Origin of the sequence: Blastococcus sp. KM273129 (assembly GCF_021698995.1) — a bacterium.
Taxonomy (GTDB): Bacteria; Actinomycetota; Actinomycetes; order Mycobacteriales; family Geodermatophilaceae; genus Blastococcus.
Window position 1 is genome coordinate 15,888 of the sequence record NZ_SSXB01000049.1, and the last position, 12,860, is coordinate 28,747.

Here is a 12,860-nt window from a genome sequence, read left to right on the forward strand (position 1 = left end):
TCCTGGATTCAGCGGCGGGTGAAGCGGGCGACGGCGGCCGGGTCGAGCTCGACCCCGAGACCTGGGCCCTCGGGCAGGTGCAGCGCGCCGTCGGCGTAGCGCAGGGGCTCGGTGAGCAGCTCCTCGCGCATGAGCAGCGGGCCGAACAGCTCGCTGCCAAAGCTGACCGCCGGGGTCGAGCAGGCCAGATGGAGGGACGCGACCGTGCCGATCGGCCCCTCGATCGCGGTGCCGCCGTGGCAGGGGATGCCCGCCGCCGCGGCGACGTCGGCGATCTGGCGGGTGTAGCGGAGGCCACCGGACTTGGTCGTCTTGAGCGAGAAGACGTCGGCGGCGCGCAACCTGACCAGCCGCAGTGCGTCCGACGGTGTCCGGAGGCTCTCGTCGGCCATGACCGGGATCGGCAGCGCCGCGTTGATCTCCGCCAGCCACTCGACCTCGGCGCCCGGCACCGGCTGCTCGATGAGATCGACCCCCGCCTCAGCCAGGCGGGGCAGCCAGCGGAGCGAGGTGATGAGGTCCCAGCGGGCGTTGATGTCTACCCGGATGCTCGCGTTGCACGACAGCTTCTCGGCCACCTCGACGATCCGCGCGACGTCGTCCGCGGGATCCTGGGCACCCATCTTGAGCTTGAAGCTGGAGTGCAACCCGGCGTCCAGCTTGGCCTGCGCCTCCTCGACGACCTCGGACGCCGACTCGGTGCCCAGCGCCCACGTCACCGGGATCGAGGTGCGGGCGAGACCGCCGAGCAGCGTGTGCACCGGCACGCCGAGGCTGCGGGCCCACGCGTCGTGCAGGGCCACCTCGACGGCGGCCTTCGCGTAGAGGTTGGCGGCGACGACGTCGTTGATCGCCTGCTGGATGCCGGGGATGTCGTCGACGCGGCGGCCGATCAGGAGCGGCGCGATGTACCGCTCGATGATCAGCTGCATCGTCTCGACCGACTCGCCGCCCCACCACGGCCCGCCGGGGACGACGCCTTCCCCGATGCCCGAGACGCCGCCGCGGGTCGTGAGGGTGACCAGCAGCAGCGGCTGGGCGTCCATGCCGGTGCGCGCGAACCGGTGTGGTCGCCGCAGGGGGACGTCGAGGATCGCGGTGCTGACTCGTTCGATGTGCAGGTCGTTCACGGGGCAGCCCTCCGAGCAGGAGCGGGCATCAGGACGTGCGGGCCGGGAAGTGCAAGATCTCCAGGCCGCCCGTGGCGAAGTTCGGGATGTCGGCCTGGGCCGCGGCGCCCTCCGGCGAGGCCAGGGCCGCGGCCATGTCCTCGGGCGAGTCGAAGTCGGCCTCGAAGACGGCGGTGAAGGCGGGCTCGCCCTCGGCTGCGGCGACGGCGAGGCTGTAGCGCGCGGCCCGCACGCCGGGCAGCTTCTGCGCCAGCGGCAGGTGGACCTGCTCGTAGTACCGGTTGAACGCCTCGCGGTCGGCCGGGGGGCGGTACAGGACCATCAGGGTGTGCATCGGGGGAGCGCCTCTCGTTCGGGGATTCAGCTGGCGGTGGCGAGGGGGGCACCGGCGGCCGCGAGGTCGGCGGCGTCGGTGAACTCCTCTTTGAAGACCAGTCGGGGGGCCATCCGGCGGCGCTTGAGCACCTTCCCGGCGGCCTCGACCATGGCGGGCGGCCCGCAGAGGTAGGCCGACATGCCCTTGCAACTCTCGAAGTCCTCCAGGACGACGTCGGTGACCATGCCGCTCGCGCCGTCCCACTGCTGTTCGGACAGGCATGGCCGGTAGTGGAAGTGCGGGTGCTCGGCGTCGAGCGCGCGGAACAGGTCGCCGTCGTAGAGATCGGCCTCGGTGCGCCCGCCGTGGTACAGGTACAGCTCGGGCACCAGCCCCTCGGCCAGCGCGTGCAGCACCATGGACTTCATCGGAGCGAGGCCGGTGCCCCCGGCGATCAGGATCGCCGGCTCCTCCTGGGGACGGGAGATCCCGAAGACGCCCAGCGGCCCACGGACAGCGACCGCGTCGCCGACGGCCAGCGAGGCGAAGACCCACCCGTCGGTGGCGATGCCGCCGGGGGTCCGCCGGACGTGGAACTCCAGCCGGTGGGTCTCCGAGGGCGGATTGGCCATCGAGTACTGCCGCCACACGTCGGTGCCGGGAACCCGCAGCTCGGCGTACTGCCCGGCGTTGAACGGCATCGCCTCGGTCAGCTCGACCACGACGCGACGGGTGTCCCGGGCGATGTCCTCCAGCACGGCGACGCTGCCGGTGAGGTCGCGGAGCGGGTGCCGGACGACGCCGTCGTCGCTCACCTCGGCCAGCGGCTCGACCAGCAGGTCCGACCGCGGCGTCGCCTGGCACGCCAGGGCGATCCCCTGCTCGCGCTCCTCCGGGGTGAGGGTGAACGCCGGAGCGTTCCCGTGCTCGACCTCCCCGTCGAGCACCCGGAGCTTGCAGCTGCCGCAAGTGCCCTGCGTGCAGCCGTGCGGCAGCCAGACGTTGTCACGGAGGTAGGCGTCCAGGACGGACTGGTCGCTGCGGCAGCTGGTCACTCTGCCCAGCGTCTGCAGTCGGACGGTGTGCCCAGTCATGTCAGCTCAGACCTCCCAGTTCGCGTGGAGTTCGATCGGCCCGCGGAAGCCCCAGCCCCAGAAGTCGATCTCCTTGGTCTCGTCCCGCTCGAGGTTGGGGATGGTCTCGAAGAGCTCCTCGAGCCCGATCCGGCACACCTCGCTGGCGAAGTAGATGCCCGCGCAGCCGTGCTTGCCGGCGCCGAAGGCCATGTGCGGGACGGGGGCGCGGTCGAGGTCGTAGTCCGACGGCGCGTCGTAGGCGTTCGCGTCGTGGTTGGCCGAGCCGTAGGACAGCATCACGACCGAGCCCGCGGGCAGGAAGGTGCCGGCGACAGTGGTGTCGACCTTGTTGACCCGGGCGACGGCCGACCAGATGGGCGAGGTCCAGCGCAGGCTCTCGGTGATCGCCCGGCGGATCAGCTTGGGGTCGTCGACGACGCGCTCGAACTGGTCGGGTCGGGTCCAGAGGCCGGCGATGGTGGAGGCCATCGCGTGACCGGGCTCCTGCATGGCGCCGAGCAGGAAGACGAACACGGTCGGGTAGATCTTCTCGCGGTCCCGGGTCTGGCCCTCGGGCATGCCGTCGTGCAGCCAGTGGGACAGGGCGCTGTCGTCGGGTTCGACCGTCCACTTGTCCAGCAGCGGGTCGAGCACGGCCCGGATCTCGGCGCGCGCCTCGTCACCGGGGATGAAGCCGTCCGGGTTGGCGAACTCGCCGTTCTCGTCCACCGCCGCGTTGGTGAACGAGACGTTCAGCTTGTGGAACCACTCCCGCAGCTTGTCCGAGCTGACCGACTGCAGCCCCATGAGGTCACCCAGGGCGCGGACGCTCACCGGCTCGCAGAACTGGGCCACCAGGTCGGCGTGCCCGTCGTTCTCGAAGGCCTCGACGTAGCGCTTGGCGATGGGGCGGACGAGCCTGTCGACGTACCGGTCGACCTCACTGGGCTGCAGCGCCGGGTCGACCATCCCCCGGAGCTCGTCGTGCTCGGGGCCGTTGACGTTGAGCACCGCGGGGTGCCCGAAGGTGCGGCCGCCGGCCGGGCTGATCACGCCGTCCCAGATGTCGCTCTGCGATCCGATCTCCTGGCAGGCCGCCCTCGTCGAGGCGATGTGGAGGCCGAGCGCGGGGACGAAGGCCACCGGGGCCTCGCGGCGCAGCCGCTCGTAGAACGGGTAGGGGTCCTTCTCGAGCTCGGCCATGGTGATCTCGGCGATCCAGGCGGGCGTGTCGGTCACTGCGGTCACGCGGGGGTTCCTCCTCGTACGTCGTTGCCGATGGGGTGGGGGGTGGGCCGTCGGCCCCCGTGCAGGCTGCGGCCTCCGGTCGCTGGGTGACCGGAGGCCGCAGCAGGACGGTCGGTCAGGCGCGCTCGAGCTCGAAGTCGTACGTCGACTTCACCGTGCCGTCGCCCTGGTCCTGGGGGTCGAGCACCAGTTCGGGCTTGACCGCCTCGGCGACGTCGCTCTCCAGGTACTCGCCACCCTGGAAGTAGAGCTGGGTGGTGATCGGCCGGTGTCCGGGCGCGCGCACGATGAGGTGCAGGTGCGCCGGACGCCACGGGTGCCAGCCGGCGGCGGTGATCAGCTTGCCGGTCGGTCCGTCGGTCGGGATCTGGTACGGCGCGGGCTGGATCGTCCGGATCTCGAACCGGCCCTCCTCGTCGGTGGTGACGACGCCGCGCAGGTTGCCCTCGGGCAGGTGGGGGGCGAAGCCGGAGTAGTAGCCCTCGCTGTCGGCCTGCCAGATGTCGACCTCGGCGCCACCCAGGGGCGTGCCGTCGATGTCGCGGACCTGGCCGGCGAAGACCAGCGGCGTCCCCTTCTCGTCGTCCCGCATCGGGAGCGTGGCCTTCGCGGGCAGCGACTTCGCGGCCGGCAGGTAGTAGGGCCCGAGGATCGTGCCCTTGCTGCCCTGCTGCGCCTCCGACGTCACCTCCTCGACGACGTGCTCGACGAAGACGTCGAGGAACAGCGGCCATTCGCCGCCCTCGCCGACCTCGATGAGCCAGGCCTTGGCGGCCTGGAACTCCGGATAGGTCACCTTGTGCTCGCGGATGGCGCCGTGGACGCCCTGCAGCACGCCCCGGACGACGGCGCTGATGCGCTCGGGGGAGACGTCGGCGGCCTCGTGCTGGGCGGATCGGAACGCCTCGGTGGCGTTGGCGCCGGAACCGGCGGCGGTGGGGCTGGATTCGACGGTGGTCATGGGTTGCTCCTCGTTGAGTGGAGGCGGGCCGCCCGGCCCGCGGGGTTCAGCGGCGGTTGCGGAAGTACGAGACGTCGTCGTTGCCGATGAGGTCGGGCACCGTCCAGCCGTCGAGGTCGTACTCGGAGAGGCACTGCTCGGCCAGGCCCTTCATGGCGCCGGTGGTGCCCTGGGCCTCGGCGGCGAAGAGCAGTTCGGCCTTCACGCCCTCGTGGTTGCCGGAGTAGTTTCGCTCGTACAGCTCGTGCCGGCCGCCGAACTCGGTGCCGACCGAGTCCCAGAGGGCCTTCATGAGCTTGACCCGGTCGACGGCCTCGATGCCGTTGGAGCCGCGCACGTACTTGTCCAGGTAAGGCCGGATCTCTGGAGTCTTGAAGTCCAGCGAGTGCGAGTTCAGGTAGATCAGCCCGCTGGCGACGTCGGACTCGATGATCTCCTTCACCCGCGGATAGCCCTGGATCATGAACATCCGGTAGGTCAGGCCGTAGTCGAGCTTGGGCAGCATGGTGCCGCCGACCCACTCGTCGGGGTTGTGGATCATGGCGTCGCTCAGCGCCCAGAAGATGTTCCGCCAGCCGATGACCTCACCGACGCGGGTCTGCACGCCGCGGAAGTCCTTGCTGCCGGTGATCTCCAGCGCCTTGAGCAGCAGGCCCGCGATGAAGTCGAGCTTGACTGCGAGGCGGGTGCAGCCGTGCAGGGTGAAGCGGGGGAGGAACCCGGACGCCGGGAAGAACCCGTTGATCTTCTCCACGTCGCCGTAGAGGAAGACGTTCTCCCACGGGACCAGGACCTTGTCGAACACGAAGATCGTGTCGTTCTCGTCCATCCGGCTCGACAGCGGATAGTCGAACGGACTGCCCATCACCGCGGCCTGCTGGCTGTACGAGGCCCGGCAGATCAGCTTCACGCCCGGTGCGTCCATCGGCACCGTGCAGATCAGCGAGTACTCCTTCTTCTTGATCGGGAGTCCGTAGTGGGCGATGAAGTTGTAGTTGGTGATCGCTGAGCCGGTCGCCACGACCTTGGCCCCGGACACGATCAGCCCCGCATCGGTCTCCTTCTCCACCTTCATGAAGACGTCGCCGACCTCGTCCGGCGGGAGGTTGCGGTCCACCGGCGGGTTGATGATCGCGTGGTTCCAGTAGAGGACCTTTTCCTGAGACTCCTTGTACCAGCGCTTCGCGTTTGCCTCGTAGGGCGCGTAGAACTCGCTGTTCGCGCCCAGGGTGCCGAGGAAAGCGGCCTTGTAGTCGGGGGCCCGGCCCATCCAGCCGTAGGACATCCGGGCCCAGGTCGCGATCGCGTCCCGGTCGCGGACCATGTCCTCCACCGAGTGCGGTGCGCGGAAGAACGGGTGCGTGACGCCGCCGCTGCCGGTGTCGGTCGGCGTCGTCACCTTGTCCTTGACCGCGGGGTCGTGCATCGAGTCGTAGAGCCGCGCGGTCATCCGGATCGGGTTGCGGAAGGCCGGGTGCGTAGTGACGTCCTCGACCCGCTCGCCGTAGATCCAGACCTCGCGGTCGTCGCGGAGGCTCTCGATGTACTCGTCCCCGGTCATGGGACGGGTGGCGGTGGGGGCATCGGGATCGGGCGCGCCCTCGGCGGTCGTGCGCGGGCCGACGACTTCTTGCTCTTTTTCCAGTGTCACAGGGGAACCCTTCTTCGGCGGTGGAGTCGGGTGCTGCGGTGGTGCGGGCCGTGCCCCGCTCAGGAGGCGGCGCGGTGCTTGTGGGCGTGGAGCGGGGTGAAGGTGGTCGAGGCGTCGAACCAGCCCAGTTCCGGGCAGTCCATGGACCCGGCCCAGTGGATGCCGGTCGCCGGGGCGGCCAGCTCGCGGAAGCGGCCGCTGAAGAAGACGAGGGGCTCCTCGTCGCCGACCTGAAGGTCGGCGACCTCGCCGATGACGATCAGATGGTCGCCACCGTCGTAGGTGCGCCACGGCCGGCACGAGATGGTCGCCGCATTGCCCACGAGAACGGGGGCGGTCGGACCCTCGGCCCATTCCGGCTCGGGGGATTGTGGCCGCCCCGCGAAGTGCCACGCCGTGTCCAGCTGCGCCGAGGACAGGACGTTGACCGCGAACGGCGCGTCCTCCAGGTAGCCGCAGGCCTTCGACTGCCGGGTGAGCGTCACCTGGCACAGGGCCGGTTCGAGGGAGACGGCGGTGAACGCGTTGACGGTGGCCCCGTGGGGGAGGCCGTCGTCCTTGGCACAGGTGACCACGGTGACGCCGGTCGCGAAGCGGCCGAAGGCGGTGCGGATCGTGCGGGGGTCGAGCATCGGGGGATCTCCTCGTCGAGGTCGCCGGCCGTGCCTGCAGGTTCCTGTCGTCTGCCCGCTATGCGTACAGTATGACCGCAGCGCGTGCAGGAAGTGTGCTGTGCGTCACCCGGCACGTCAACCCCTCCGGTGCAGGAAGATGAGGCCGATGGCCATCGCAGACGACTCCACCGGCGAGTCCCCCCAGGTCGACCGCGATCACGTGCAGAGCCTGGAGCGTGGGATCGCCGTCCTGCTCGCCTTCGACGAGGAGCATCCCGAGCCGACGCTGGCCGAGCTGGCGCAGATCACCGGCTTCTCGCGCCCGGCGGTGCGGCGCTTCCTGATCACGCTGGAGCGGATGGGGTACGTGCGCGGGTCCGGGGGCCGCTGGTCGCTGACCCCCCGCGTACTTGCGATCGGCCAGCACTACACGGCCTCGCACGCGCTGATCGAGCTGGCCCAGCCGCACCTGCTGCGCCTGGCGGAGGAGACCCACGAGTCGGCCTCGCTGGCGACGCTGGACGGCGACGAGGTCGTCTACGTCGCCCGCGTGCCGGTGCGCCGGATCATGAGCATCAACGTCTCGGTGGGCACCCGTGTGCCGGCGCACGCGACGTCGATGGGCCGGGTGCTGCTGGCCTGGGCGCCCGTACCCGTGGTCGATTCGGTGCTCAACCGGCGGCCCCTGCGGCCGATCACTCCGCGGACGGTGACCGATCCGTCCGCCCTGCGCGCCGAGCTCGCCCGCGTCCGGGCCGACGGCTGGAGCATCGTCGACGAGGAGCTCGAGCTAGGCCTGCTGTCAGCGTCGGCCCCGGTGCGCGACCGCACCGGCCAGGTGGTCGCCGCGCTGGCATCCTCCACCTCCGCGGGCCGGTCGAGCCGCGGCGAGCTGGAGCGGAACGTCGTCCCGCTGCTGGTGGAGACCGCCGAGCGGATCACCGCCGACCTCGGCCGGCGCTGACGGCGGGGCCTGGCGACATGGCCGGATCTCGCCGGAAGGGGACGGCGGTGAGCGGGCCGCACGGCCCCGCCGCGATGGCTCATCTCGGAAGGGAACCCACGCAGACCTCGGTGGGCGTCGAAGCCGTGGCCGAGCCGCCCGCGGCGTGGGCACACCCCATGAATGGTGTGAGACACACCGTGTCACTGCTGAACGTCGGCTCCCCACGGTCCTCTACGCGGACGGTCGTCTCGGCGCGAAGATCAGCACGGCGGTCCGGGCGTCGTGGAGGTCGGAGCGACGCCCGCAGAGGCGTGTGCAAACCCGCGTCGATTCGTGTGCAACTCGAACAGGTCATCGCCATTCGTGGGCATGGACCTGCGGGTTTGCTTTTCGCCAGGCTCCCACTCCTTGACCAGGCCGTTCTCCCACCGGGAAAGCCGCCTGAGTCGTGGTGGTGCCGGCATGGGGGCCACTGGGGCAGCGTGGCGCGTTCGTGGTCAGCGATCGCGCCAACGCGCGGCTCGATCCAACGCCGCAAGACTGCGGTTGGATCGACCGACGAGCGGCGAAGGTCTCCAGGTCGATGCACGCCTTGGGGCCGTACGCGATTCCCACGCCCCGTTGCGCCATCGTCACGACCGAGTGCCAGTCGGTGACTTCGAGCCGGACGTCGCGATGCAGTCCCCGCTCCTCGAGCAGGCGATCGAAGAGGGCACGGGACCACCACCCGCGGGCCAGGTCGATGAGGGGCTCGTCCATCAGTTCCCGTGGATCGAGGTCCCGCGCCCCGGCGAGACGATGGCCGGCCGGGCACACGGCCACCAGCGGGGTGGAGTAGAGCTTCTCGAAGCGCAGCGTGCGCCCGACCTGCGGGGGCAGCGGGGCGATGGCGAAGTCGGGCTCTCCATCGGCAACGAGCTGCACCGCCTCCTGCGTGCCGGCGGGGACGAGGCGCAGGTCCACGCCCGGGTGCCCCTCGCGGAACGCGCTGATGGTCGGGCTCATGTCGAGTTCGCGGGGCAGCGGCACGGTGGCGACGCGCACCGAGCCGCGCAGCAGCCCTTCGACCTCCGCGACGGCGTCCTGTGCACGGTCGACATCGCGCAGTACCGCGCGGGCGGGGTCCAGGAACGCCCGGCCCGCGTCGGTCAGCTCGGCTCCGCGGTGACCGCGGACGAAGAGCTCGGTGCCGAGCTCGCGCTCCAGGGACAGCAGCGACGCCGAGAGGCTGGACTGCACCATGTACACGCGGGCGGCGGCACGGGTGAACGAGCCCTCCTCCACGACGGCGAGGAAGTGCTCGAGCTGCCTCAGCTCCACGGCAGGACAGGTCGACGGAGGACGGCCACCGGAGACGGAGACGCCTGCGGATTCGCTGACCATCGTCGACCCGCACGATGAGTGACCGGCGGCCGCGGTCGACCGGCAGGCACGCCCTTCGCGGGGTGCTCGCCAGGGGTGCGTCCGCCGGTCACGCCCCGAGCATCGACGGCCAGCGCCTGCCGCGGTATGGGCGAAGTGTCACGATCAGCTGGACGGGGCGTCCGTCCTGCGCAGCAGATGGATGAGCTGCTGCTGCGATCCGACGCGCAGTTTGCGGAACACGGCCGAGAGATGGTTGCGCACCGTGCTGGGGCTCAGGAACAGCGACTCGGCGATCGCCGGCACCCGGTCACCGTTCATCAGCCGCATCACGATCTCCAACTCGCGCCCGGACAGCCGGCCCAGCCCCGGATCCGCAGGCAGTTCCGCGGCCATCCGTGACGCGGTGGCCGACCGCAGGACCTCGTCGAACTGCCACAACGCTTGTTTCATGCCCAGCGCGGAGGTCAGCGCGTCGGCGGATTCCTCGTCCACCAACGCGAAGGCGGAGCTCGGTGAGGGCTCCATCGGCAGCAGCAGCAGCTGGCAGCGGCTCGCGCGGAAGCCGAACAGCTGCGGGCGCACCGAGAGGCTCGTGCCCAGGCCGGTGTCGGCACCGCGCGCCAGCGCCTGCAACAGCGGCCGCGCATCGGGCGAATCGATAAGCCTGAACAGTGACTGGCCCACCACGTCTGCCGCTCGGTGGTCCAGCAGCGCGGCGACGTCCGTGCTGACGCGATCCACCGTCAGATGCGCATCGGTCGAGCCGACGACCGCCTCGGCGGTCGCTCCCTCCGGTCGCCGCAGCGCCTCTCCGATGGCCGCGGGGTCGGGCAGCAGTTTCGCGAGCGCGAACCTGCGTCTCTCCTGTCCGTCCACCACGCGGATCCACACGGTCACCGGGACCGTCCGGTCGCCGTGGTGAATGGTGCGCCGCGCCTCGTAGCCGTCCAGGCGCCCGGATACCATCAGGTCGAGCGCGCCGGTCGGCTCGTCGGCGGCGAAGTCCTCGAGGCTTCGGCCCACCGGCGAACCGCCGTCCGGGCACAACAGGCGTTCGGCCACACCGCTCACGGCCAGGATCTGCTCGGACGGCACCGCGAGCAGCAACGAAGGCAACGGGCAGTTCGTCACCACGTCGAGCACCGCCTCGGGCGGTCCATCGCCGGCTGCGGGGAGCGACGGCCGTCTGCCGTCGGATCGGTGCACGACCACCTTTCGCGGGACGTCCCCTGCAGCATGGCACCTAGTCCGGACCAGCGGTGCCCGGCGTCGCGGCGGCGGGAAACGATCGTCTTGGTGCAGCAGCAGGCAGGGGAGACCCCGGCACCGTGGACAGCGAGGGTATGCACGAAGGGCTCGTCGCGGAGACGGCGATCAGAAGCTCGCTGGTTGCAGTTGCGGTTGCAGTTGACGTCGTTCGCGGTTGTCCCCGGGTGGTCACGGCAGTCCGAACGTCCAGGTCAATGGCATTACGGAACCGCAGTGAACCGACCTGAACGCGAACATGACGGCCTGGCAGTGTGGGGGTCAGGGGTTCGAGTCCCCTCAGCTCCACCCGATCGACCAGGCCGCCCCTCCCACTGGGAGGGGTGGCCTGGTCGCTTTCCGGAAGCCGTCGTGGCGCCTGGCCCCTTCGGGTGAGGGCCGGCCCCGAAGTGGCTCCGATCCGGCCCGGCTCGGTTCACCCTGGACGCATGACCTGCGACGACTGCCTCGAGCTGGCCGACTTCTGCCGCTGCCACTCCCGGCCCTGGTGGCGCCGGCGCGGCTGACGCGCCCGCTCAGCCCAGCGCGTCGGAGACGACGTCGGCCAGCACCCGCGTGCCCTCGGCCGAGGGGTGGGTGCCGTCGTCGCTCATCCCGTCGGCGAAGGTGCCGTCCGGGTCGGCCAGCGGCGTCCAGAAGTCCAGCAGTGCCACGCCGCGCTCGTCCGCCCACGCGCGCAGCCGCTCGTTGAGGGCTGCGGTCTCCCCGGGGAACTCGTCGCTGGGAGGCAGGGTGGCGAAGACGGGGGTCGCCCCGCCCGCCTCGACCTCCTCGGCGATCTGCGTCAGCGTGCCGATCGTCCCGTCGGCGCGCCCCTGGCGGACGTCGTTGGTGCCGGCGAGCACGAGCACCGTGGCCGGGCGCGGCTCGAGCGCGTCGGGCACCCGGGCCAGGATCTCGTCGCTCCGCTCCCCGTCGACCCCGAAGTTGCCGCCGTAGGTGACGGGGGAGTCCTCGCGGCAGGCGAGCACGTCGGCGTACGAGTCGTCGACCCCGATGGCCAGCGCGTCGACGTGGCTCCCGGCGGTGATCGAGTCGCCGAGGGCCACGGTGCCGCCCGGCTCGTCGGACGGGGACAGGAAGCACTCGAAGTGCAGGACGGCGTGGGCCAGCCGGTTGCCCGGGCTGTTGCGGACGAGCACCGAGCCCGCGAGGGCGACGATCACGACGGCGACGAGCGCCTGGACCACGCGTCCCGGAGCCATGGGCTCGACGGTAGCCCGTGCCCGCCGGGCGACACGCCGCCGCCGCTACCTGTGTGACCTGCGTAACCGGGAACCGGCTGGCGCGTTGATCCGCGCACACCGCCCCCACCCGATCTGGAGGAGACGTGCGCCGTCTCGCTACCTGCATCCTGGCCGCCGTCGCGGTCCTCACCGGCGTCGTCGTCGCGCCGCCGGCCCAGGCCCTGCCGGCCCCGGTGCGCTACGTCGCCCTCGGTGACTCCTACAGCGCGGCCTCCGGCGTCCTGCCGCCGGACCTCACCGCGCCGCCGCAGTGCCTCCGCTCGACCCGCAACTACCCGCACGTCATCGCCGCGGCGATCGGCGCCCGGCTCACCGACGTCACCTGCGGCGGCGCCGAGACCGCCGACTTCTTCACCGAGCAGCACCCGGGCGTGGCCCCGCAGCTGGCGGCGCTGAGCCGCGACACCCAGCTGGTGACCATGACCATCGGCGGCAACGACAGCGGCGTCTTCATCAACTCGGTGCTCGCCTGCAGCAGCGCCGGCCTCGCCACGCTCGGCCAGGGCAGCCCGTGCAAGGACCGGTACGGCAGCTCGTTCACCGACACCGTGCGCAGCACGACGTTCCCGGCGCTGGTGGAGGCGCTCCGGGCCGTGCGGACGGCGGCACCGAACGCCCGCGTCGCGATCCTCGGCTACCCCTGGATCGTGCCGGCCAGCGGTGGGTGCTTCGACCGCATGACCATCGCCGAGGGCGACATCCCCTACCTGCGCGACCTCCAGGCGACGCTGAACGACGTGGTGCGGCGGGCGGCGTCCCTGTCCGGCGTCACCTTCGTCGACCTCAGCCGCGTCTCCGACGGCCACGACGCCTGCCAGCCGATCGGCGTCCGGTGGATCGAGCCGGTCCTGCAGGGCCTCAACCCGGTGATCGTGCACCCCAACGCGCTCGGCGAGGCGGAGATGGCCGCGCGCACCATGGCGGTGCTGCGGCTCGACCGCGGCTGAGCCTGAATCCACCGGTCCTGAGCGGGTGATCGGTGTGGCAACGAGAAGAGGGTGCTTCTGAGCTGGACGATCACGGTTACCAGGCCAAGATCG

At 71.1% G+C, this 12,860-nt stretch carries 12 protein-coding genes; 2 read left to right on the forward strand and 10 right to left on the reverse strand.

All coding sequences use genetic code 11. The annotated features are described in order from the left end of the window. Nucleotides 1-8: 8 nt before the first annotated feature. From E9565_RS14190 to E9565_RS14220, 7 genes are all read right to left on the reverse strand, one after another. Entirely contained in the window at nt 9-1,130 is a 1,122-nt protein-coding gene (locus E9565_RS14190) for a muconate/chloromuconate family cycloisomerase (RefSeq protein ID WP_236835564.1), read from the reverse strand. A gap of 28 nt (nt 1,131-1,158) precedes the next feature. Continuing rightward, complete coding sequence (locus E9565_RS14195) at nt 1,159-1,464, reverse strand: EthD family reductase (protein WP_236835566.1); 306 nt, start codon at nt 1,462-1,464, stop codon at nt 1,159-1,161. A 26-nt stretch (nt 1,465-1,490) separates the two neighbouring features. Then, nucleotides 1,491-2,540 (reverse strand): NADH:ubiquinone reductase (Na(+)-transporting) subunit F, encoded by a 1,050-nt coding sequence (locus E9565_RS14200; RefSeq protein ID WP_236835568.1) that lies wholly within the window; start codon nt 2,538-2,540, stop codon nt 1,491-1,493. Nucleotides 2,541-2,546: 6 nt separating this feature from the next. Then, on the reverse strand, nt 2,547-3,770 hold the full coding sequence (locus E9565_RS22985; protein WP_236835570.1) for a cytochrome P450: 1,224 nt from the start codon (nt 3,768-3,770) through the stop codon (nt 2,547-2,549). 115 nt (nt 3,771-3,885) lie between these two features. Continuing rightward, on the reverse strand, nt 3,886-4,731 hold the full coding sequence (catA, locus tag E9565_RS14210; protein ID WP_236835572.1) for a catechol 1,2-dioxygenase: 846 nt from the start codon (nt 4,729-4,731) through the stop codon (nt 3,886-3,888). A 46-nt stretch (nt 4,732-4,777) separates the two neighbouring features. Next, on the reverse strand, nt 4,778-6,382 hold the full coding sequence (locus tag E9565_RS14215; protein ID WP_236835574.1) for a 4-hydroxyphenylacetate 3-hydroxylase family protein: 1,605 nt from the start codon (nt 6,380-6,382) through the stop codon (nt 4,778-4,780). 59 nt (nt 6,383-6,441) lie between these two features. Continuing rightward, entirely contained in the window at nt 6,442-7,014 is a 573-nt protein-coding gene (locus E9565_RS14220) for a flavin reductase family protein (RefSeq protein WP_236835576.1), read from the reverse strand. Between the two features lie 148 nt (nt 7,015-7,162). Here E9565_RS14220 and E9565_RS14225 point away from each other — a divergent pair, with 148 nt between their 5' ends. Next, nucleotides 7,163-7,960 carry an IclR family transcriptional regulator C-terminal domain-containing protein gene (locus E9565_RS14225; RefSeq protein WP_236835578.1) on the forward strand — a complete coding sequence of 266 codons (798 nt, stop codon included), beginning with the start codon at nt 7,163-7,165 and terminating at the stop codon, nt 7,958-7,960. A gap of 333 nt (nt 7,961-8,293) precedes the next feature. Here E9565_RS14225 and E9565_RS14230 read toward each other — a convergent pair whose 3' ends face one another. From E9565_RS14230 to E9565_RS14240, 3 genes are all read right to left on the reverse strand, one after another. After that, nucleotides 8,294-9,262 (reverse strand): LysR family transcriptional regulator, encoded by a 969-nt coding sequence (locus E9565_RS14230; protein WP_236835579.1) that lies wholly within the window; start codon nt 9,260-9,262, stop codon nt 8,294-8,296. Between the two features lie 207 nt (nt 9,263-9,469). Further along, nucleotides 9,470-10,450, reverse strand: coding sequence for a helix-turn-helix transcriptional regulator (locus E9565_RS23305; RefSeq protein WP_236835581.1), 981 nt, complete (start codon nt 10,448-10,450; stop codon nt 9,470-9,472). A gap of 638 nt (nt 10,451-11,088) precedes the next feature. After that, nucleotides 11,089-11,778 carry a GDSL-type esterase/lipase family protein gene (locus tag E9565_RS14240; RefSeq protein ID WP_236835583.1) on the reverse strand — a complete coding sequence of 230 codons (690 nt, stop codon included), beginning with the start codon at nt 11,776-11,778 and terminating at the stop codon, nt 11,089-11,091. A gap of 125 nt (nt 11,779-11,903) precedes the next feature. On the opposite strand from E9565_RS14240, the gene E9565_RS14245 reads away from it, so the two are divergent. Further along, nucleotides 11,904-12,767, forward strand: a complete 864-nt coding sequence (locus tag E9565_RS14245) for an SGNH/GDSL hydrolase family protein (RefSeq protein ID WP_236835585.1) — start codon at nt 11,904-11,906, stop codon at nt 12,765-12,767. Nucleotides 12,768-12,860 lie beyond the last annotated feature (93 nt).

Bases quoted from the DNA above. Each gene is read 5' to 3' on its own strand.
- E9565_RS14195 (WP_236835566.1), bottom strand. From the start codon at position 1,464: ATGCACACCCTGATGGTCCTGTACCGCCCCCCGGCCGACCGCGAGGCG.
- E9565_RS14200 (WP_236835568.1), bottom strand. From the start codon at position 2,540: ATGACTGGGCACACCGTCCGACTGCAGACGCTGGGCAGAGTGACCAGC.
- catA (WP_236835572.1), bottom strand. From the start codon at position 4,731: ATGACCACCGTCGAATCCAGCCCCACCGCCGCCGGTTCCGGCGCCAAC.
- E9565_RS14220 (WP_236835576.1), bottom strand. From the start codon at position 7,014: ATGCTCGACCCCCGCACGATCCGCACCGCCTTCGGCCGCTTCGCGACC.
- E9565_RS14225 (WP_236835578.1), top strand. From the start codon at position 7,163: ATGGCCATCGCAGACGACTCCACCGGCGAGTCCCCCCAGGTCGACCGC.
- E9565_RS14240 (WP_236835583.1), bottom strand. From the start codon at position 11,778: ATGGCTCCGGGACGCGTGGTCCAGGCGCTCGTCGCCGTCGTGATCGTC.